We start from the raw sequence: 21699 nt of genomic DNA, 5'->3' as shown, positions 1-21699 counted from the left end.
GCGCGGCCGGATAATTTGCGGATGAAACTATGGTCCATCCGCGGTAACTCGCAGAAACTCGACGGCGGCGCGATGTTCGGCAATGCGCCGCGCGCGGTGTGGGAAAAATGGGCGGCGCCGGACGATCTCAACCGGATCGAACTGGCGTGCCGCGCGCTGCTGGCCAGCCCGCTGGCCGGCAAGACCGTGTTGTTCGAAACCGGTATCGGGGCGTTCTTCGAACCGAAACTGCGCGACCGTTATGGCGTGCAGGAGCCCAGCCATGTGCTGATCGAATCCCTGCGCGAGGCCGGTTTCGAGCACGAGGATATCGACGTGGTGGTGCTGAGCCATCTGCACTTCGACCACGCCGGTGGGCTGCTCGCACCGTGGAGCGAAGGTCGCTCACCGGAGCTGCTGTTTCCCAATGCGACCTTCCTGGTCGGTGCCGAGCATTGGACACGCGCGCTGCACCCGCACCCGCGCGATCGCGCCAGTTTCATCCCGGAACTGCCCGGTCTGCTGGAAGCAAGCGGGCGGCTGGAAATCGTCGACGGCCCGTACTCGAAGACGCTGGGCGACAGCGTGCGTTTCAGCTTCAGCGACGGGCATACCCCGGGCCTGATGCTGGCCGAGATCGTCGGTCCTGAAAGCGTGGATGGCCAGGCACGGGGCGGGGTGGTCTTCTGCGCGGATTTGATCCCAGGCCGTTCATGGGTGCATGTGCCGATCACCATGGGCTACGACCGCAATGCCGAATTGCTGATCGACGAGAAGCGCAGCTTTCTGGAAGACAAGCTGGCCCGCAACGTCCATCTGTTCTTCACCCACGATCCGCAGTGCGCGCTGGCGCAGGTGGCGCGCGATGAGAAGGGCCGCTTCGGTACCGTGCACGAACAGGGTGAACTGAAGGCGCGCGCACTGGCGTAACGCTACGGTTGGCCCGGCCGCGCGCCGCCCGGCACTACCGCCTGCGCAACCACACCGGTAGGTGCCGACCATTGGTCGGCACGGCTCCCCACGGTGTCCCACGCTACCGGACATGCAGCCGGTGCGACGCCCGGGCATGACCAGGCCATGTGAAGCAACGGCGGCCGGTGAGGGCCGCCGGTCAGAACGAGGGAATCAACCGACCACGCGGGTCCCGAAAATCCGGTCACCGGCATCGCCCAGGCCCGGCAGGATGTAGCCCTTTTCGTTGAGCTGGGCGTCGATGGCGGCGGTGAAGATCTCCACGTCCGGGTGCACGGCCTGTACCGCGGCGATGCCTTCGGGTGCGGCGACCAGGAAGATGCCCTTGATGCGGCGGGCGCCGGCGCGCTTGAGCATGTCGATGGTGGCGATCAGAGTGCCACCGGTGGCCAGCATCGGGTCCAGGATCAGCGCATCGCGCTCTTCCAGGCGCCCGGTCAGGCGCTCGAAATAGGGCACCGGCTGCAGGGTTTCCTCATCGCGCTGCAGGCCGACCACGCTGACGCGCGCGGCGGGGATCAGCGACAGCACGCCACTGAGCATGCCCAGGCCGGCGCGCAGGATCGGCACCACGGTGATCTTGGCACCGGCGATGCGCTGCACCGTGACCGGGCCGGCCCAGCCGGCCATGGTGTGGGCCTCGGTATCCAGATCGGCGGTGGCCTCATAGGCCAGCAGCCCACCGAGCTCATTGGCCAACTCGCGGAAGTCCTTGGTGCTCAAGGACGCATCGCGCATCAGGCCAATCTTGTGCTGCACCAGGGGATGGCGCACTTCGACGATTTTCATGGGGGAATGACGGGCAAAGGAGAGGCCGATAGTGTGCCGCAACACCCCACCGAAGCCAAAAGCCGACGCTGCCACCGGCCGTTCGATGTCCCCGGTGTCATCCCCATGCAACCTCCCGGACATACCGTGCTGACCCATTCTTTACACAGATTGGGGAAGGCAGTGCAGAAGAAGCGTCCGTTGGGCCTGGCGATCAGCCTTTCGTTGCTGGCGGTGATCACTCCGTCGGCCCATGCCGCTGATACGCCCGATGGCGGCACCGTGGCCGGCAGTGCAGCCGCCAGTGCCGCCGCGATCGATCTGGACCGGGTTGAAGTGCGCCCGCAGCTGGAGTCGCAGACCCGCGCGGTCGACCTCAAGCGCAGCAGCGATGCGATCGAAGATGCGGTGTCCTCCGATGCCATGGGCGTCTACCCGGACCAGAACGTGGCCGAATCGCTGCAGCGCCTGCCGGGCGTCAGCGTCACCCGTGACCAGGGCGAGGGGCGCTTCGTGGTCATCCGTGGCCTGGATGCCAACCTCAACAGCGTCAGCGTGGACGGCATCGCGATTGGTACCCCGGAAGATTCCAGCCGCGCGGCCCCGCTGGACGTGATTCCCTCCGACTCGACCGAGCGCCTGCGCGTGGTCAAGTCGCCCACCCCGGACATGCCCGGCGACGCCATCGGCGGCGCGATCCTGGTCGAGTCCGCCTCGGCGTTCGACCGCGAAGGCCGCAACCTGCGCGGCAAGATCGAAGCCAGCCATCAGCAGCTCTCCGGCAACACCAGCCCGAAGGCCGCGATCAACTACAGCGAAGTCTTCGCCGATACCTTAGGTGTGGCGCTGGGGGTGAACTACCAGAACCGCAAGTTCGAATCGGACAACACCGAAGTGGAGTACGACACGTTCGACGGCGGTGCCGAGGACGACCTGTTCGCCACCAGCCTGCAGCAGCGCAAGTACGAGATCGAGCGCAAGCGCATCGGTGCGAACCTCAATCTGGATTGGCACCCGGATGAAGACAATCGTTATTACCTGCGCACGCTGTACAGCCAGTTCGACGATGCCGAAACCCGCCAGCGCACCATCTTCAACTTCGGCGATGGCGACGTCACCGCGCTGGGCAGCAATCAGTACCGCGTCGATGACCTGCCGGCCGATGCCATCCAGAAGCGCATGCGCTACCGGACCAAGAAGGAAAACACCTTCACCACCAGCGCCGGCGGCGAGAACCGCCTGACCAATGCGGTGGTCGATTACAAGGTGGGTTACACGCGTACCGAAGAGCGCGTCAACGATGAGATGGAGGCGCGCTTCGAGTACAACGGCGATGACCTCGGCGCCAGCGTCGATCAGAACAGTGGCATCCCGCGCTACAGCCTGACCAGCGCGCAGTGGATGGATAACGGCAACTACGATTTCGATCGTTTCGTGGTGTCGCCCAAGCAGGTCAACGACAGCGAACGCAGTGCGCAGATCAACGTGCGCTTCGATGGCGATGCCTCCAGCATCAAGCTTGGCCTGCTCGGTCGCTGGCGCGACCGCGACGTCAATGTCGATGAGCGCGAACTGCGCGTCGGTCCGGACGTGGCGTTGTCCGACTGGACCACCTCCACCCCCGATCACCGTGGCGGCAGCCTCGGCCAGGGCATGAGTTCGGATGCCATGCGCCGCTACTGGGCACAGTCCGGCAGCCGCTACAGCGCCCGCCCGCAGGATGCCGGCGGCAACGCGCTGACCTCGCTGGAAGAGGATTACACCGCCAGCGAAGATATCTTCGCCAGCTACGTGATGGGCACCTGGGATGTCGGCGCGCTGCGGATCATCGGCGGTGTCCGGGTGGAGAACACCCAGTTCAGCGCCACCGGCAACAGCGTCGAGGTCGCCGGCAACGGCCGCAGCTTCACGGTTACCCCGTTGAGCGTGAGCCGCAGCTACACCAACGTGCTGCCCGGCCTGCACCTGCGCTACGACGCCGGTGATGACTGGGTGCTGCGTGCGGCCGCCAACAAGACCGTCTCGCGTCCGTCGTTCGGCGATGTGGCGCCGCGCGTCGGCCTGAGCCGGGGTGACGAGGAAGTCCGGATCGGCAATCCTCAGCTGGACCCGTATGAATCGAAGAACATCGACCTCTCGCTCGAGAAATACATCGGCAGCACTGGCATCGTCTCGCTGGGCGTGTTCCACAAGTCGATCGACGGCTATATCGTCAACACGGTGAGCAACAACGATCCGGCGTATCCGGACTTCGAGGTCACCCGGGTGATCAACGGCAACAAGGCCACGGTCAAGGGCGCTGAGTTCAACTGGCAGCAGCAGCTCGCCTTCCTGCCGGCCGGCTGGGATGGCCTGCTGGTGGGTGCCAGCGGTACTTGGCTGGATACCGATTTCGACCCCGGCGTGGCTGGCCGCGAGCGCGACGACTTCATGCTGCCGCGCGCCTCCAAGCACGTGTACAGCGCGCATCTGGGCTATGAAAAGGCCGGCTTCAGCACCCGCGTGGCCGCGGTCTACCGCAGCGAGTACCTGGATTCACTCGGCGACAGCCGCGCCTATGACATCTATGTGGCGCCCAACACCCAGCTCGATTTCAGCATGGACTACAAGATCACCTCCAACGTGAGCGTCTACTTCGAAGCGCAGAACCTGCTCGACAAGCCGCTGGAGCTGTACCAGGGCGTGCGCTCGCGCACCCTGCAGAACGAGGAATATGGTCGCACCTACGCCCTCGGCCTGAAGGTGGCCCTGTGATGCGCGCGTCCCATGGTCTGAGCCTGCTCGCACTGGCGCTGTTGACCGCCTGCAGGCCGGCAGCGGCGCCCGACGCAGCGGCGCCGGCCTCGGTGGTCGCACCGAACGGCACCGGCGCCTCCGCCGCACGCGATGTCGCCACGGTCGCCGAGGCGTTCCTCACCCCGATGACTCCGGACGACAACATCGACTCCCCGGCCAGCTGGACCACGCCCGACGGCCAGGTCTGGCTGATCGCGACCGCCAAGGCCACCGACAAGCTGGTGGTCTACGACGGGCAGACCGGCGCGAAGCTGCGTGACGTCGGCAGCCTCGGCACCGCCCCGGGTCAGTTCGATCGCCCCAACGGCATCGCCGTGGTCGATGACCTGGTGCTGATCGTGGAGCGCGACAACCAGCGCGTGCAGGTGCTGCAACTGCCGGACTTTACCCCGCTGGGGGTGTTCGGCGCCGACGATCTGCACAAGCCGTACGGGCTGTGGGTAAACAAGCAGGGCAATGGCTACGACGTGTACGTCACTGATTCCTACGATGCGGGCGAAGACGCGCAGGGCAACGATGTGCTGCCGCCGCTGGCCGAACTGGACAAGCGCGTGCGTCGTTACGCAGTCACCGTGCAGGGCGGCAAGGCGCTGGCTACATTGACGGCCAGTTTCGGTGACACTACCGAGGCCGGCGCGCTGCGCGTGGTCGAATCGATCTGGGGCGACCCGGCCAACGACCGCCTGCTGATCGCTGAAGAAGACGAAACCTACGCCAGCGAGTTCAAGGTCTACACGCTGGAAGGCCGCTTCAGCGGCACCACGTTCGGCCGCGATGCCTTCCAGGCACAGGCCGAAGGCGTGATGCTGCGCACCTGTGGCAAGGACGGCTGGTGGATCACCACCGAGCAGGGCAAACAGCGCAGCGTGTTCCATCTGTTCGACCGGCACAGCCTGACGCATGTCGGCGCGTTCCAGGGCAACACGGTGGCAAACACCGACGGCATCTGGTCGATGCAGGCACCGTCCGCGCGCTTCCCGCATGGCGCGCTCTATGCCGTGCATGATGACCAGGGCGTGGTGGCCTTCGACTGGGCAAGCATCGCCAAGCAGTTGTCGCTGCCGCTGGAGTGTGGCGCGTGAGCCGCGTTCCCGCCGCGCTGACCGCGCTTGCGATGGCGCTGCTGCTATGCAGCGGCAGTGCCGTAGCGAAGAAAGATGCCGAGAACGGGGCCGAGCCCAATACCCAGGTGCCGGCCGGTAGCCGCCACTACGCGGCCACCGGGTTCCCGGATCGACTGGTCGCCTCGCCGGCGCAGGACGCGGCGCGTGGCTTCTCGGTTGCGTGGCGGACCGATACCTCGGTCAAGGCACCGGTGCTGGAATGGGTGCTGGCCGGAGATTCGCCGGATGTGGGGACGCCCACCCGGATCACCGCCACCACGCAGGCGCTGACCACCGAACTGGGCGCGTCCCATCATCACCGTGCCGATGTGACCGGCCTGCAGCCGGACACGCTGTACCTGTGGCGCGTGCAGGGTCAGAACACCTGGAGTGCCTGGAACCAGCTGCGCACCGCCGGCCGTGCCGAGCAGCCGCTCACGTTGTTGCATTTCGGTGATACCCAGAACAAGAACCTCAGCCACGTCTCGCGGGTGGTGCGGGCCGGCATCAAGGCCGCCCCCGACGCGCGCCTGAGCCTGTTCGCCGGTGATCTGGTCAGCGGCGGCGACGGGCAGGACGACAGCGAGTGGGGCGAGTGGTTCGCCGCCGCCGGCTGGCTGCCGCAGGAAACCGCCGTGGCCCCGGCGATCGGCAACCACGAGTACTTCGAGGAATTCGAAGACACCCCGCAGGAGCGTCGCGTGCTCGGCCGCCATTGGCCGGTGACGTTCGCGCTGCCGCGTAATGGTGTGGACGCCGCGGATACCAGCACCTACTGGTTCGACTACCAGGGCGTGCGCATCGCCGTGCTCGACGGCACCTCCGCGCTCGATCTGGGCACCGCCAAGGCGCAGGCCGCCTGGCTGGACAAGGTGCTGGCCGACAACCCGCACCCGTGGAGCATCGTGCTGCTGCACCAGCCGTTCTACTCCCCGCGCGAAGGCCGCGAGAACACCGAACTTCGCGATGTGCTGCTGCCCGTGGTGCGCCGCCACCAGGTCGATCTGGTCCTGCAGGGCCACGACCACACCTACGGCCGCCGTGGCGAAGGGAAGGGTGCGACGCCGCAGTTCGTGGTCACCGTGGCCGGGCCGAAGCAGTACCGGCTTTCGGATGAAGCCCGTGCCACCATGGCTCCGGTCGGCGAGGACACCCAACTGTTCCAGGTGTTGAAGATCGATCCGACCCACCTGCGTTACGAGGCGCGCACCGTCACCGGCCGCCTGTACGACGGCTTCGAGTTGACACGCGGCACCGATGGCCGCAAACAGAAAGCCGAACTGACGCAGGGCCGCATTGCCCCCCGTGACTGCACGCGCGCCCAGACCCTCAAGGGCCGCGCCGACCGTTGCTGGGAATGACCGACCGACCGGCCGGGCCGCTGCGGCGCGCCCGGCCATTCGTGGAGACTGAGATGATCCATCGCCGTTCCCTCGGGCTGGCCGTGGTGGCCGCGTCCCTGCTGCTTTCCGGTGCCAGCGTGGCCGGCAATGCCGTCCTGCACCCCTTCCTCGCCGCGCAGCCGAAGAACGCCCCGGAAGAGGTGAATCTGGCCGTGGAGATCCCGGCCGGCAGCGCCACCAAATACGAGATCAAGGAAGATGGCCTGGTCCATGTGGACCGCTTCCAGTCGATGCCGGTGGCGTACCCGGCCAACTACGGCTCGATGCCGCGCACGTTGGCGGGCGACAACGACCCGTTGGATGCGCTGGTGCTGACCCGTGAGCCGCTGCATCCCGGCGTGATCGTGCGGTTCCGCCCGATCGGCTTCCTGAAGATGGTCGATGACGGCGAGCAGGATGAAAAGGTGATCGGCGTGCCGACCGACAAGATCGACCCCACCTACGCCACCATCCGCGATCTGGACGACCTGCCGCTGATTGAACGGCAGCGCATCGAAGCCTTTTTCCGGGTCTACAAAGACCTGCCTGCCGGCCGTAATCCGGTCCAGCTCAACGGCTGGGGCAATGCCGCCGAGGCCAAGGCGCTGATCCGTGCCTCCATGCAACGCTTCGATGCACAGCAGCGGCGCGCGAAAGGCGATTGATCAAAACGCTGCGCGGTGCCGGGCGATCACGCCCGGCCCGCGTCTGCCTTCTGCAGCCGCCGCAGGAACACGGCCATCTCCTTGACCGCCTGTTTGTCGCCGTTGGTCTCGGCGACGCTACTGCCTTCGCGCCACGCCTGCGCTGCCGCGTCCGTATCGCCGGCCGCCAGATGTGCTTTACCCAGCCATTTCCAGCCTGCCGAGTAGCGCGGGTCCTGTGTGACACAGCCCTGCAGATGGATGACCGCCTCGGCGGTGTCGCCCGCGTCGAGCAGGGCCTTGCCCAGGCCGAAGCGGAGCAGGGCGCTGTCGCGACCACGCTCGAGCAGACGTTGCAGTGCGGGGATATCCATCGATGTCTCTACCGTGCAGTACCAGCGCCCATCAACGCCCGCCGGCGGCCTGGTAGCGGCGCGCCACTTCGGTCCAGTCGATCAGCTCGAAGAAGGCGGCGATGTAATCCGGGCGCCGGTTCTGGTAGTTGAGGTAGTAGGCGTGTTCCCACACATCCAGCCCGAGGATCGGGGTACCGCCGGAGAGGCCCGCGAAGTCGCCCATCAACGGGTTGTCCTGGTTCGGGCTGCTCTCCACCAGCAACTTGCCATCACGGCTCAACGTCAACCATGCCCAGCCACTGCCGAAACGGGTCTGCGCAGCCTTGGTGAAGGCGTCCTTGAACGCGGCATAGCCGCCGAGGTCGCGCTCGATCGCCTGGGCCACCTTGCCTTCCGGCGTGCTCCTGTTGGCGGTCAGCACCGTCCAGAACAGGCTGTGATTGGCATGCCCGCCGCCGTTGTTGCGAACGCCGTTGCGCACCCCCTCGGGCAGAGCCCCGATATCGGCGATCAGTGCATCGATATCCGTGCTCTGGATCCCGGCATCGGCGAGCGCGGCATTGAGGTTGGTGATGTAGGCCTGGTGGTGTTTGGCATGATGGATTTCCATCGTGCGTGCATCGAAGTGCGGTTCGAGTGCGTCGTAGGCGTAGGGCAGGGCGGGCAGTGTGTAGGCCATGGATGTCTCCGGAAGAGCAGATGAGGGCGGTGCCGGCAAGCAGCACGGTGATGCCACGATAGAACCTCAAGCACGATTGAGGTCAAGCGCGGCGATGTGGAACAGTGCGGGCCATTCACGCGCGATCGCTGCCTCCCCTTCACCTGGACTGGCTATCATTCCCTCAAGAATCTTCCGGGGTAGTCTCGTGTCGGTAGCGCTGGTGTGGTTTCGTCGTGATCTGCGGTTGCAGGACAACCCGGCCCTGCAGGCCGCCTTGGACGCAGGCCACGTGCCGGTGCCGGTCTACATCCATGCGCCGCAGGAGGAGGGCGACTGGGCCCCGGGCGCTGCATCGGATACGTGGCTGCATCGCTCACTCACCGCGCTGGACGCCGACCTCCGCGCGCGCGGCTCCTCGCTGGTGCTCCGCCAGGGCGACAGCCAGGCGCAGCTGCAGCAGCTGATCGAGCAGACCGGTGCGGTCGCGGTGTACTGGAACCGCAAGTACGAGCCGGCCACGCAGCCACGCGATGCGACGATCAAGCGGGAACTGCGCGAGCAGGGTATCGACGCCGAAAGCCACAACGGCAGCCTGATGTTCGAGCCGTGGGATGTGGCGACCCAGCAGGGCGGCCCGTACAAGGTGTTCACCCCGTTCTGGCGCAATGCGCTGACCCGTCTGCAGTTGCCGGCCCCGACCCGATTGCCGGATCGGCTGCCCGCGCACAGCGCCCGCGGCGAGAACCTCGACACGCTCGGCCTGGCGCCCTCGATTCCGTGGGATCGGCAGTTCTGGGAGCATTGGCAACCGGGCGAGGCGGGCGCACACGAGGCGCTGGGCGTCTTCATCGACGGTGCCCTCAACGGGTATCGCGAGCAGCGTGATCTGCCGGACCGGGTCGGCACCTCGCTGCTGTCACCGCACCTGCATTTCGGCGAGATCGCGCCGTGGCAGATCGCGCGTCGTCTGCAGGGCGAACGCAGCGCCAGTCGCGATGCCGATATCGACGGCTACATCCGCGAGCTGGGCTGGCGCGAGTTCTCCTACCACCTGCTGCATCACTTCCCGCAGACCCCGGATCACAACCTCAACCCGCGCTTCGATCAGTTCGACTGGGCCAAGCCCGATGCCGACGCGCTACGTGCGTGGCAGCAGGGCCGTACCGGCATCCCGATCGTCGATGCGGGGATGCGTGAGCTGTGGGCCACCGGCTACATGCACAACCGCGTGCGCATGATTGTCGCCAGCTACCTGTGCAAGCACATGCGCCAGCATTGGCGCGAGGGTGCGCGCTGGTTCTGGGACACCCTGGTCGACGCGGATCTGGCCAATAACACCATGGGCTGGCAGTGGGTTGCCGGCACGGGGGCCGACGCGGCGCCTTACTTCCGGATTTTCAATCCGGTGACGCAGTCGCAGAAGTTCGATCCGCAGGCGCGCTACATCACGCGCTGGGTGCCGGAACTGGCAGCACTACCGGTGAAGGCACGCTTCGCACCGTGGCAATCGCCGCAGCTGCTGGCCGGGCTCGCGCCGGGCTACCCGGCATTGCCACTGGTGGATCTGAGCGAGGGTCGCGATGCCGCATTGGCAGCGTATCGGCATACCGGCACGGCGTGACGGCCATCCCGGATCAGCGCCTTCTGACGTAACCGGTTACCTGAACAGGGGGCTGCCGGGCGTGACATTCATCATGCCGGCATCGCGTTGGGCTGTTTATGCTCTTCACGCCCCGCACGCCGGCGGCGTCCGGTAACCAAGGAGAAACCTCATGATTCGACCCGCAACCCGCAACGTGGCCCTGGCCCTGATGACCGCTGCCGCCCTGACGGCCTGCGCCACCGGCGGCTCATACGTCCAGAGTGACCAGTACGGCAACCCCGTCGAACAGCAGAACCGCACCGGCCGCAATGCCCTGATCGGTACCGCCGTCGGCGTCGCTGCAGGCCTGCTCAGCGGCAACAGCGCCACCGAGCGCCGCCAGCACGCCATGATCGGTGCCGGTATCGGTGCACTCAGCGGCGCGGCCGTCGGCCAGTACCAGGACCGTCAGGAACGCGCCCTGCGCGAGCGTACCGCCAACACCGGTATCGACGTCTCCCGCAATGGCGACAACCTGGTGCTGAACCTGCCGGACGGCATCACCTTCGATTTCGGCAAGTCCACGCTGAAGCCGCAGTTCTACGGTTCGCTCAACGGCGTGGCGAGCACGCTGGCCGAGTACAACCAGACCATGATCGAAGTGGTCGGTCATACCGACAGCATCGGCAGCGACGCGGTCAACAACCGCCTGTCCAAGGAACGCGCCGACTCCGTCGCCGCCTACCTGGCCGGCCAGGGTGTGCAGCGCGCCCGCATTGAAACCCTGGGTGCCGGTAAGGCCTACCCGATTGCCGACAACAACACCGATGCCGGCCGCGCGCAGAACCGCCGCGTTGAGATCCGTGTGATTCCTCTGCAGCAATAACGGCGCGCCAGCGCGCTGTTATTGCGTGTTGCGAGCCCAGGTTCGCAACACGAAAATGCCGCCCTTACAGGCGGCATTTTTTGTAGGTACCGGCCGGTGGCCGCCCGAGGGCGGCGTTGTCGTTCATACGGCACTGCGCTGATGAAGCAGCATTACCCCGCCGTCACCGTCTCCAGAATCCGCTTCCCGGCCGCCTGCAGCTCCGTTTCAACCTGGGTCTGCTGCTGCTTGGCCAGCTTCGCGGCCGGGCACTGGGCCAGCATGTAGTTGGCGTCGAAGTTCATCTTTTCGACCAGGAAATCAACGAAGGCGCGCACCTTCGGCGAGACCAGCCGGCCGCCGGCGAACACCGCGTTGAAGTCCACTTCCGGCCCGGTCCAGCCAGCCAGCACACGGCGCACCATGCCCGATTCGACGAACGGCTTTGCCATCACGTCACCGGTCAACAACAACCCTTCGCCGCACACCAATGCACCGTTCAATGCGGACGGATCATTGGCCACCAGCAGCGGATTCACCGGGAAATCGAGCAGCTCGCCACCGTTCTCGCCCAGCTGCCAGAAGAAGCGGTTGTTGTTGAGGTTGCGTGCCTTGCGCATGGCCAGGATGCGGTGGAACTGCAGCTCATCCGGATGCAGCGGCTCGCCGTAGCGTTCGATGTAGGCCGGGCTGGCGAACACCTGGGTGCGCAGGCTGCCGAGCTTGCGCGCGACCAGGTTGGAGTCGGGCAGGGTGCCCACGCGCAACGCCAGATCCGCTTCACCGGCGATCAGGTCGAGCTTCTCGTTGCCCAGGTGCATGTCCAGCTGGATTTCCGGGTACTGCGCATGGAACTGGCCGAGCAGCGGCGCGATCCAGGTGATGCCGATCGAGTAGGGCACGGTGAAGCGCAGCCAGCCGCGCGGGCCCGACTGCAGCTGGTTGACTGCGCCTTCGGCTTCTTCCAGTTCGCGTGCGATGCGCTGGCAGTGCTCGTGATAGACCGAACCGGCTTCGGTAAGGCCGAGGCGGCGGGTGGTCCGGTGCAGCAGGCGCGCGCCGAGGCGCGTTTCCAGTTCCTGCACTTTGCGGCTGACCGTCGTCTTGGGCAGCCCCAGAGCAGTGGCGGCGGCGATGAAACTGCCTTGCTCGACCACTTTGACGAAGATCAGCGTGTCGTTGAGATCGTGGGCCATGACGGGATCCAAGGTCGGGGGAGGAGAGAGTGCCGCAAATGATTGTGCCGGGCACGGGATGATTATTCCCCTAAATCCGGACTAATCAAGGGGGAGTTTGAGGACTAATCTGGCGCCATTCCAGATATGAAGGACGACAACCATGTGGTTGCGGAACATTCTTGGCCGCCTGCGTAGCGGCCCAAACGCCCCGCTGGACCTCGCGCTGACCGTGGAACCCCGCTTGGGTTCCCCGTCCCGCAAGGCTTTCCGGGAATTCACCCCGCCTGCCAACATGCAGCGTGGTGGCAGCATTCGCCTTGGCGCCCGTGGCGGTGACCGACTGGGCCGAATTGGGATTATCCCGGCGACGGGAGTGAAAGTCCCATGAATGGGACATTGGCCCCCGAGGTGCTGGTGCTCGGTGGCACCGGCAGCGTGGGCCAGGGCATCGTGGCTGCGCTGCTGGAGGCCGGCAGCCCGGTCCTGGTGGTTGGCCGCGATCCCGCCCGGCTGGCGGCGCTGCAGGAGCAGTTCGCCGACGAGCCGGGCCTGGAGGTGCTGCTCGGCTCGTTGGGCGACGACGGCTCTGCGCGCACCGTGGCCGAGCGTCTGGGCGGACGCCGCCGCACGTTGGCGGCGGTGGTCGATGCCATGGGCGGCCCCTATCACCGCGGGCGGGTGACCGACCGCAGCGGCGACGCGTTGCTGCAGGCGCTGCAGGCCGACGTGATGCCGCATGTGCACGCCGGTCGGCATCTGCTGCCGCTGCTGCGTGGTGGCGCGCAGACGCGACGCTATGTGCTCGTCGGCGGCCCGGCCGGCTTCAAGCCGTGGGCCGGGCACGGTGAGTCGTCCATCACCATGTCCACCACGCGCATGTACGCGCAGGTACTGCACCAGGAGGCACAGGCCTTGGGCGTGCGCGCGCAGATGCTGGAAGTGTGCAACCCGGTCTGTACCCCGGCCAACGCGGCCAATGCCTGCATCGAGTGGCCGAGCGCACTGCTGGTTGGTCGCCGCGTGGTCTCCCTGCTCGACAGCTGCACGGACAACCGCGCCATCGTCCGCTGCGACACGCGCGATGCCGAACTGCCGCGCGGTCTGCTGCATCTGGATTGGCCTCCTCCGATCTCGCGCAACACCGCCGGCACCGCTTGACCTTCACCTAGGTTCAGGTCCCAGGCTACGCCCCCACGTCGCCCCGTCTCTTCGATTTCCCTGTATCACCACCCCTACGTACGGATGCATGTCATGACTTCTTCCTCTTCCACCCCGCACCGTTTCACCCGACGGCTGGCCCTGGCCGGCGTGTCGATGCTTGCCGCCGCGGTGCTGACCGCCTGCAGCGGCAGCCATGCTGAAGAAGCCGGCATGCCCCCGCCGCCCTCGGTCAGTGCCGCCCCGGTCCTGGTCAAGCAGGTCAGCCAGTGGGACGACTTCAGCGGCCGCGTCGAAGCGGTCGAAAGTGTTGAACTGCGCCCGCGTGTCTCCGGCTACATCGACAAGGTCAACTATGTCGAAGGCCAGGAGGTCAGGAAGGGTGATGTGCTGTTCACCATCGACGCCCGCAGCTACCGCGCCGAACTCGACCGCGCTACCGCCGAGCTCAACCGCGCGCGCACCCAGGCCCAGGTGAGCCGCAGCGAAGCCGACCGTGCCCGCCGCCTGTCCGACCAGCAGGCGATCTCCACCGAAACCTGGGAACAGCGCCGTGCCGTCTCCGAGCAGGCCCAGGCGCAGGTACAGGCCGCGCAGGCGGCGGTCGATGCGGCGCGCTTGAACATGGAGTTCACCCAGGTGCGCGCACCGATCAACGGCCGCGCCGGTCGCGCGATGGTGACCGCCGGCAACTTGGTCACCGCCGGCGACAGTGCCAGCGTGCTGACCACGCTGGTCTCGCTGGACAAGGTGCATGTGTACTTCGATGCCGATGAAGGCACCTTCCTGCGCTACGCCCAGATGGCGCGCAAGGGTGAACGCCCGAGTGAGCGCGACAGCGAGCTGCCGGTGAAGGTCGGCCTGTCCGGTGAGGAAGGCTACCCGCACGAAGGCAAGGTCGACTTCCTGGACAACCAGGTCACCCGCAGCACCGGCACCATCCGGGTCCGCGCGCTGCTGGACAATGCCGACCGCGCCTTCACCCCGGGCCTGTTCGCCCGCGTGCAGCTGCTCGGCAGCGGCCAGTTCCAGGCCATGCTGATCGATGACAAGGCCGTGCTGACCGACCAGGACCGCAAGTTCGTCTACGTGGTCGACAAGGACAACAAGGCACAGCGCCGCGATATCGAACTCGGCCGTACGGCCGACGGCCTGCGCATCGTCGAGCAGGGCCTGAAGGCCGGTGACCGCGTGATCATCGACGGCGTGCAGAAAGTCTTCATGCCCGGCATGCCGGTCCAGGCCAAGGCGGTGGCGATGCAGCCGGCCGGTGGCACCGTCGCCCCGAAAGCCACCGCCGCTCTGAACTGATCTTCCCTCGCTGATGCCCCGTGCGGGGCTGCCCGTCTCCGCTGTCGCCCGCGACAGCGGCAGGGGGCCTGCACGCCGGTGTCGGCGAACACCCAGGAATCCACCCATGGACTTTTCCCGTTTTTTCATTGACAGGCCAATCTTCGCGGCGGTGCTGTCGATCGTGATCTTCGCCGCCGGCCTGATCGCGATTCCCATGCTGCCGATCAGCGAGTACCCCGAAGTAGTGCCGCCCTCGGTGGTGGTGCGCACGGTGTACCCGGGCGCCAACCCCAAGGTGATTGCTGAAACCGTGGCTACGCCACTGGAAGAAGCGATCAACGGCGTGGAGGACATGATGTACATCAAGTCCGTCGCCGGCTCCGACGGCGTGCTGCAGATGACCGTGACCTTCCGCCCGGGCACGGACCCGGACGAAGCCGCCGTCAAGGTGCAGAACCGTGTGGCCCAGGCGCAGGCGCGCCTGCCTGAAGACGTGCGCCGCCAGGGTGTCTCCACCCAGAAGCAGTCGCCGACCTTCCTGATGGTGGTCCACCTGACCTCGCCGGACGGCAAGTACGACTCGCTGTACCTGCGCAACTACGCCCGCCTGCACGTCAAGGATGCCCTGGCACGCCTGCAGGGCGTCGGTGATGCGCAGATGTTCGGTGGCGGTGACTACGCCATGCGTGCGTGGCTGGACCCGGACAAGGTTGCTGCGCGCGGCCTGACCGCCAGCGACGTGGTGCGTGCGATGCGCGAGCAGAACGTGCAGGTCTCGGCCGGCCAGCTCGGCGCAGAACCGATGCCGAGCAGCGACTTCCTGACCCTGATCAACGCCCAGGGTCGCCTGCGCAGCGAGCAGGAATTCCGCGACATCGTGCTCAAGGCCGGTGACGACGGTGAAGTAGTGCGCCTGTCCGATGTCGCCCGCCTGGAACTGGGCGCCGGCGACTACACGCTGCGCTCGCAGCTGGACGGCAAGAACGCGGTCGGTATCGGTATCTTCCAGGCGCCGGGCGCGAACGCGCTGGAAATCCGCGACTCGGTCATCCACACCATGGATGAGCTGACCAAGCAGTTTCCGGCCGGCGTGAAGTACGAAGCGGTGTATGACACCACCATCTTCGTGCGCGACTCGGTCAAGGCCGTGGTCTCCACGTTGCTGGAGGCGATCGCGCTGGTGGTGCTGGTGGTGATCCTGTTCCTGCAGACCTGGCGTGCCTCGATCATTCCGTTGATCGCCGTGCCGGTGTCCATCGTGGGTACGTTCGCGGCGCTGTATGTGCTGGGCTTCTCGATCAACACGCTGACCCTGTTCGGGCTGGTGCTGGCGATCGGCATCGTGGTCGATGATGCGATCGTGGTGGTGGAGAACGTCGAGCGAAACATCGAACAAGGCCTGACCCCGCTGGCCGCGGCCCACCAGGCGATGCGTGAAGTGTCTGGCCCGATCGTGGCGATCGCGCTGGTGCTGTGTGCCGTGTTCGTGCCGATGGCGTTCCTGTCGGGCGTGACCGGTGCGTTCTACAAGCAGTTCGCCGTCACCATCGCCATCTCGACCGTGATCTCGGCGATCAACTCGCTGACGCTGTCTCCGGCGCTGGCCGCGCGTCTGCTCAAGCCGCACGGCGCGCCGAAAGATGGCCTGACCCGCCTGATCGATCGTCTGTTCGGCTGGATCTTCCGTCCGTTCAACCGCTTCTTCAAGACCAGCTCGGACAAGTACCACGGTACGGTCGGCCGCCTGCTGGGCCGTCGTGGCCTGGTGTTCGTGGTCTACGCCGGCCTGCTGCTGGCCACTGGCCTGATGTTCAAGGCGGTGCCGGCCGGCTTCATCCCGACCCAGGACAAGCTGTACCTGATCGCGGGTGTGAAGCTGCCGGAAGGCTCCTCGATCGCACGGACCGACGCCATGCTGGCCAAGGTCGCCGAGATCGCGCGCAATACCGATGGCGTGGCGCACACGATCCAGTTCCCGGGTCTGAACGCGCTGCAGTTCACCAACACGCCCAACACCGGTGTGGCGTTCGTTCCGCTCAAGCCGTTCAGTGAGCGCAAGGGGCGGACCGCCGCGCAGATCAATGCCGAGATCAACGCCAAGATCGCCGGGCTGCAGGAGGGCTTCGCGTTCTCCATGATGCCGCCGCCGATCCTCGGCCTGGGCAACGGCAACGGCTATCAGATGTTCATCCAAGACCGTGGCAACCTCGGTTACGGGGCACTGCAGACCGCGGTGAGCACGATGCAGGGTGCCGTCGCGCAGACGCCGGGCATGGCGTTCCCGATCACCAGTTACCAGGCCAACGTGCCGCAGCTGGATGCCGAAGTGGACCGCGTCAAGGCCAAGGCCCAGGGCGTGGAACTGACCGAGTTGTTCGACACCCTGCAGACCTACCTGGGCTCGTCGTACGTAAATGACTTCAACCAGTTCGGTCGTACCTGGCAGGTGATTGCCCAGGCCGACGGCCAGTTCCGTGACAGCGTGGAAGACATCGGTCGCCTGCGCACCCGCAACAACCGTGGCGAGATGGTGCCGATCGGCTCGATGGTGACCGTGAAGGAAACCTACGGTCCTGACCCGGTTCTGCGCTTCAATGGTTACCCGGCAGCGGATCTGGCCGGCGAAGCCGACCCGCGCATGCTGTCCTCGGCCGAGGCCATGGCCAAGCTGACCGAGATTGCCGGGCAGGTGCTGCCGGTGGGCATGCAGACCGAGTGGACCGACCTGAGCTACCAGCAGGCCACCCAGGGCAAGGCCGCCTTCATCGTCTTCCCGGTGGCGATCCTGCTGGCGTTTCTGGTACTGGCCGCACTGTACGAGAGCTGGTCGCTGCCGCTGGCGGTGATCCTGATTGTCCCCATGACCCTGCTGTCGGCGTTGTTCGGCGTATGGATGACCGGTGGCGACAACAACGTGTTCGTGCAGGTCGGCCTGGTGGTGCTGATGGGCCTGGCATGCAAGAACGCCATCCTGATCGTGGAGTTCGCCCGCGAACTTGAAATGGGCGGCAAGGGCATCGTGGAGGCTGCACTGGAAGCGTGCCGCCTGCGTCTGCGCCCGATCGTGATGACCTCCATCGCGTTCATCGCCGGCACCATCCCGCTGGTGATCTCGCATGGCGCCGGTGCGGAAGTCCGCTCGGTGACCGGTATCACGGTGTTCGCCGGCATGCTGGGCGTCACCCTGTTCGGCCTGTTCCTGACCCCGGTGTTCTACGTGGCCCTGCGCAAGTTCGTCAGCCGTAATGGCGGCGGGCAGCTGGTGACCCACGGCGACCCGACCATCCACCACTGATTCCTTCTTCCGCGAGGTTCTTCCAATGAATACCGCTACCCAAAAGATCGCCCTGGTCACCGGTGCCACCCGCGGCATCGGCCTGGAAACCGTCCGTCAGCTGGCCCAGGCCGGCGTGCACACGCTGCTGGCCGGGCGCAAGCGCGACGTCGCCGTGGCCGAGGCGCTGAAGCTGCAGGCCGAGGGCCTGCCGGTGGAAGCGATCCAGCTCGACGTCGGTGATGCCGCCAGCATCGCCGCCGCCGTGCAGACCGTGACCGAGCGTCATGGCCGTCTGGACATCCTGGTCAACAACGCCGGCATCCTGCTCGACGACATCAAGCTGGCCCCCTCGGCGCAGACCCTGCAGACCTGGCGCGATACCTTCGACACCAACGTGTTCGCGGTGATCGCTGTCACCCAGGCGTTCCTGCCGTTGCTCAACGCCTCGCCGGCTGGCCGCATCGTCAACGTGTCCAGCATCCTGGGCTCGCTGACCCTGCACAGCCAGCCGGGCTCGCCGATCTATGGCTTTGCGGTGCCGGCCTACAACGCCTCCAAGAGCGCGGTGAACGCTTGGACCGTGCAACTGGCCTATGAGCTGCGCGAGGGCACCACCAAGGTCAATACCGTGCACCCGGGCTACGTCAAAACCGACATGAACGGTGGCGAGGGTGAGATCGAGATCAGCGAAGGCGCGCGTTCGAGCGTCGGCATGGCACTGATCGATGCCGATGGTCCGAACGGCAGCTTCACCTACCTCGGCGAGGTGCTGCCATGGTGATCCGCCTGTTGACCGCGGCCGTGACCAGCGCCCTGCTGGCCGGCTGCGTCAGCGTCGGCCCCAACTACCAGGCGCCGCCGGCCGAGCCGGTGACCCTGCAGGGCGCCGCCGCGCCGGTGTTCACCACCACCTCGCCGGTGGCGAGCTGGTGGGCCCAGTTCGACGATCCGGTGCTGGAGCAGCTGGTGCATGAAGCACTGGGCACCAACCTGGACCTGCGCATCGCGATGTCGCGTGTGCGTGAGGCCCGCGCGGTGTTTGTCGAGCAGCGCCTGGACCAGTTGCCGCACGTCACCAGCGGCGGCAGTTACGACCGTCGCAAGCAGCCCGATGCCACTGTCGGCGGCGAGCGTGTCTTCAGCGAGAGTTACCAGCTGGGCTTCGATGCCGGCTGGGAGCTGGATCTGTTCGGTCGCCAGCGCCGTGCCGCCGAAGCGGCGCGCGCGGACCTGGGGGCCGAGCAGGACAATCTTGCCGATGCCCAGGTCACCGTCGCCGCCGAAGTGGCCCGCAACTACTTCGAGCTGCGCGGTACCCAGAAGCGCATCGCGGTGGCCAAACGCACCCTGGTCAACCTGCGCGACACCCAGAAGCTCACCGAAACCCGGTGGGAACTGGGTGCCGGCAGCGAACTGGATGTGCAGAGCAGCCGTGCGCGGCTGAAGGCGATCGAGGCCGACATCCCGCTGCTGGAAGTGGCCGAAGTGCAGTCGCGCCATCGCCTGGCGGTGCTGCTGGGCCAGCGCCCGGACGCATTGGACAGCCTGCTGCAGCCACGCGAGATGCGGCCGTACGCCAAGGCCTTGCCACTGGGTGACACCACCGATCTGCTGCGTCAGCGCGCCGATGTGCGCGTGGCCGAGCGTCGGTTGGCAGCGGCAACCGCGCGCGTCGGCGTGGCCACGGCCGATCTGTTCCCGCGGATCAGCCTGAGCGGTTTCGTCGGCTTCCTGTCCGGTGATGCCAGTGGCCTGGTCAACGGCAGCAACAAGGCATGGTCGGTAACCCCGTCGATCAGCTGGGCCGCGTTCGATTTCGGCACCGTGAAAGCCCGACTGCGCGCGAGCAAGGCGCAGGCTGACGGCGCTGCGGCCGAGTACGAAAAGGCCGTGCTGCTGGCGCTGGAGGACACCGAGAACGCACTGACGCGTTACGCCAAGCAGCAGGCCCGCCTGGCGATCGTCGCCGAGCAGGCCCAGGCCGCAGGGCGCGCCGAGGAGCTGGCGCAGATCCGCTTCCGCGAGGGTTCGGAGGATTTCCTGACGCTGTTGGATGCCCAGCGGACGCAGCTCGCGGCGGATGATGCACTGGCCGAGGCCGAATCCACGGTCAACGTCAGTGTGGTGGGGGTGTACAAGGCCTTGGGTGGTTGGGGCCAGCAGCAGGATGCGGCCAACACCCCGGTGGCGGTCACGCAACGCTGACCGGCGCGTGGGTCAGGGGCGGCGAGGGCGCCGTCCCGACAGCAAGAAAGGCAACAGCCGTCACATCCGCTGCACAGTGCCCCGCGGTTGACGGCTTTGCCTCTGCACGGTGTCTGCGCACGGTGCTAAAAGCGTGGGTCGTTTTCTGGAGTGGCCCGCATGCAACCCAATCCGTGGCGTCCTGTCCGCCTGCATCTGCACGACCCGGGACCTGCATCCGGCGCGGGGCTTTCCCGTGGCGTGATCGCGCTGCTCGTGGTGGCGATCCTTGCGGTGGTCACGGGATTCTGTTGCCTGACCGAAGGTCTGTTCGAGATCGGCCTGATCGCCACCGGTGTGTTCATCGCCATCGGCGCGCGGATCTGCCAGGCACGTGAGCAGCATCAGGCACTGTATCGGTTGCTGCAGCAGATCGATGAGCGGCAGCCGTGATGCGGTGATGGACGCGCATGGCCGCCGGGCAGCCATGCTGAAGCCGATGGACGGTGCTGTGACCGCCCATCGCGCGTTTCCTTACTTGTCCGTCGTCGTGCCCGCGGGGAACCGGAGTTCCGCCTGCACCGGGTAATGATCCGACGGCAATACGCCACCGGGCTTTTGGTCCAGCGTGCTGAAGCTGTCCACGCTGAAGCCGCGTACCAGGATCCAGTCCAGCTCCACCGTGGGCTTGCCGGTGAAATCATGGAAGGTCAGGCGCGGGCCGTCGACCTTGCCGGCGAGTTTGCGAGCATCGCCCAACGCAGGGGTGAATGCCTTGTAGGTGTCACTGCCGGGCTCACTGTTGAAATCGCCGGTGACCACCACCGGGATGTCCTTGGGCAGTGCGGCCAACCGCGAGACGATCAGCTTCGCGCCGAGCACGCGGCGGGGCTCATCCTCATCGCGGTAGGGCAGGTGGGTATTGAACAGATAGAAACGCTGGCCGTCGGCCTGACGCTGGAACAGCGCCCAGGTCACCATGCGCGGGAACAGGTTGCCCCAGGTGATGCTGCCCGGCACGTCCGGCGTATCGGACAGCCAGAAGTCGCCTGACTCGATCACCTTCAGGCGCGTGTTGTCGTACAGCACGCCCATGTGTTCATCGCCACTGCCGCCGCGCCGGTCCCTGCCGAACAGGGTATAGCCGGGCAGGTGCGAGACCAGATAGTCGCCCTGTTTCTTGACCAGTTCCTGGGTGCCGATGACCTCGGGCTTCTGCTCGCGGATCAGCGTGACCATCGCATCGCGGCGGTCTTCCCAGCGCTTGCCCGGATCGGTGTCGGCCGGTGTGCGTACGTTGAACGACATCACCTTCAACGCATCCGGTGCCTGCGCCCAGGCGCTGCCCAGCGGGGCGGCGAGCATCATCAGGGCCAGCAGCGCGGGCCGGTGGAAACGAGACAGCATGTGGAATCCCTCCATTCCATGAAAACGTTCCCAAAGGGTCGCACGGAAGGGCAGGGAAAGGATATGCGGGACATGGCGGTTGATCGGCAGTGGC

General features: G+C 66.3%; 18 protein-coding genes. 13 read left to right on the top strand and 5 right to left on the bottom strand.

Annotated features, from left to right (window positions below; genetic code table 11):
• Nucleotides 1-21: 21 nt before the first annotated feature.
• Complete coding sequence (locus tag AC13F7_RS06840) at nucleotides 22-909, top strand: MBL fold metallo-hydrolase (protein WP_482999670.1); 888 nt, start codon at nucleotides 22-24, stop codon at nucleotides 907-909.
• Nucleotides 910-1104: 195 nt separating this feature from the next.
• Here the strand turns inward: AC13F7_RS06840 and upp are convergent, their stop codons facing one another.
• Nucleotides 1105-1740: a uracil phosphoribosyltransferase gene (upp, locus tag AC13F7_RS06835; protein WP_019183235.1), complete on the bottom strand. Its 636-nt coding sequence runs from the start codon at nucleotides 1738-1740 to the stop codon at nucleotides 1105-1107.
• 162 nt (nucleotides 1741-1902) lie between these two features.
• Here upp and AC13F7_RS06830 point away from each other — a divergent pair, with 162 nt between their 5' ends.
• Genes AC13F7_RS06830 through AC13F7_RS06815 form a run of 4 tightly spaced genes read left to right on the top strand, consistent with a single transcriptional unit; the run spans nucleotide 1903 to nucleotide 7665 of the window.
• Nucleotides 1903-4473, top strand: a complete 2571-nt coding sequence (locus AC13F7_RS06830; RefSeq protein WP_482999669.1) for a TonB-dependent receptor — start codon at nucleotides 1903-1905, stop codon at nucleotides 4471-4473.
• A complete protein-coding gene (locus AC13F7_RS06825) occupies nucleotides 4473-5597 on the top strand; it encodes a YncE family protein (RefSeq protein WP_482999668.1) in 1125 nt (374 codons plus the stop codon). Before AC13F7_RS06830 ends, AC13F7_RS06825 begins: the two co-directional genes overlap by 1 nt.
• A 32-nt stretch (nucleotides 5598-5629) precedes the next feature.
• Entirely contained in the window at nucleotides 5630-6979 is a 1350-nt protein-coding gene (locus tag AC13F7_RS06820; RefSeq protein WP_483000106.1) for a purple acid phosphatase family protein, read from the top strand.
• Between the two features lie 53 nt (nucleotides 6980-7032).
• The gene (locus tag AC13F7_RS06815) at nucleotides 7033-7665 is read left to right on the top strand and encodes an inorganic diphosphatase (RefSeq protein ID WP_482999667.1); all 633 of its coding nucleotides are present in this window, start codon (nucleotides 7033-7035) and stop codon (nucleotides 7663-7665) included.
• Nucleotides 7666-7691: 26 nt separating this feature from the next.
• Here the strand turns inward: AC13F7_RS06815 and AC13F7_RS06810 are convergent, their stop codons facing one another.
• Both AC13F7_RS06810 and AC13F7_RS06805 read right to left on the bottom strand, forming a co-directional pair.
• A complete protein-coding gene (locus AC13F7_RS06810; protein WP_482999666.1) occupies nucleotides 7692-8018 on the bottom strand; it encodes a tetratricopeptide repeat protein in 327 nt (108 codons plus the stop codon).
• 31 nt (nucleotides 8019-8049) lie between these two features.
• Entirely contained in the window at nucleotides 8050-8679 is a 630-nt protein-coding gene (locus tag AC13F7_RS06805) for a superoxide dismutase (protein ID WP_482999665.1), read from the bottom strand.
• 187 nt (nucleotides 8680-8866) lie between these two features.
• Here AC13F7_RS06805 and AC13F7_RS06800 point away from each other — a divergent pair, with 187 nt between their 5' ends.
• Nucleotides 8867-10282 carry a cryptochrome/photolyase family protein gene (locus AC13F7_RS06800; protein WP_482999664.1) on the top strand — a complete coding sequence of 472 codons (1416 nt, stop codon included), beginning with the start codon at nucleotides 8867-8869 and terminating at the stop codon, nucleotides 10280-10282.
• Nucleotides 10283-10433: 151 nt separating this feature from the next.
• The gene (locus AC13F7_RS06795; RefSeq protein WP_176989714.1) at nucleotides 10434-11129 is read left to right on the top strand and encodes a YiaD family glycine zipper/OmpA-like lipoprotein; all 696 of its coding nucleotides are present in this window, start codon (nucleotides 10434-10436) and stop codon (nucleotides 11127-11129) included.
• 152 nt (nucleotides 11130-11281) lie between these two features.
• On the opposite strand, the gene AC13F7_RS06790 is transcribed toward AC13F7_RS06795, so the two are convergent.
• Nucleotides 11282-12304 carry a LysR family transcriptional regulator gene (locus tag AC13F7_RS06790; protein ID WP_121041912.1) on the bottom strand — a complete coding sequence of 341 codons (1023 nt, stop codon included), beginning with the start codon at nucleotides 12302-12304 and terminating at the stop codon, nucleotides 11282-11284.
• Between the two features lie 366 nt (nucleotides 12305-12670).
• On the opposite strand from AC13F7_RS06790, the gene AC13F7_RS06785 reads away from it, so the two are divergent.
• The 6 genes from AC13F7_RS06785 (at nucleotide 12671) to AC13F7_RS06760 (ending at nucleotide 20651) form a co-directional block, all read left to right on the top strand.
• Entirely contained in the window at nucleotides 12671-13444 is a 774-nt protein-coding gene (locus AC13F7_RS06785) for an SDR family NAD(P)-dependent oxidoreductase (protein WP_481468014.1), read from the top strand.
• Between the two features lie 156 nt (nucleotides 13445-13600).
• The gene (locus AC13F7_RS06780) at nucleotides 13601-14755 is read left to right on the top strand and encodes an efflux RND transporter periplasmic adaptor subunit (RefSeq protein WP_483000104.1); all 1155 of its coding nucleotides are present in this window, start codon (nucleotides 13601-13603) and stop codon (nucleotides 14753-14755) included.
• 106 nt (nucleotides 14756-14861) lie between these two features.
• Nucleotides 14862-18032 (top strand): efflux RND transporter permease subunit, encoded by a 3171-nt coding sequence (locus AC13F7_RS06775; protein ID WP_482999663.1) that lies wholly within the window; start codon nucleotides 14862-14864, stop codon nucleotides 18030-18032.
• 25 nt (nucleotides 18033-18057) lie between these two features.
• Complete coding sequence (locus AC13F7_RS06770; RefSeq protein WP_482999662.1) at nucleotides 18058-18795, top strand: SDR family oxidoreductase; 738 nt, start codon at nucleotides 18058-18060, stop codon at nucleotides 18793-18795.
• Nucleotides 18789-20219, top strand: coding sequence for an efflux transporter outer membrane subunit (locus AC13F7_RS06765; RefSeq protein WP_481468010.1), 1431 nt, complete (start codon nucleotides 18789-18791; stop codon nucleotides 20217-20219). The genes AC13F7_RS06770 and AC13F7_RS06765 overlap by 7 nt, the downstream gene beginning before the upstream one ends.
• A gap of 159 nt (nucleotides 20220-20378) precedes the next feature.
• Nucleotides 20379-20651, top strand: coding sequence for a hypothetical protein (locus AC13F7_RS06760; RefSeq protein ID WP_481468009.1), 273 nt, complete (start codon nucleotides 20379-20381; stop codon nucleotides 20649-20651).
• 81 nt (nucleotides 20652-20732) lie between these two features.
• Here the strand turns inward: AC13F7_RS06760 and AC13F7_RS06755 are convergent, their stop codons facing one another.
• Nucleotides 20733-21605, bottom strand: a complete 873-nt coding sequence (locus tag AC13F7_RS06755; RefSeq protein WP_482999661.1) for an endonuclease/exonuclease/phosphatase family protein — start codon at nucleotides 21603-21605, stop codon at nucleotides 20733-20735.
• Nucleotides 21606-21699: the final 94 nt, after the last annotated feature.

It is taken from the genome of Stenotrophomonas sp. K-6, from assembly GCF_056861555.1.
This window is presented reverse-complemented; position numbering and strand designations above follow the sequence as displayed.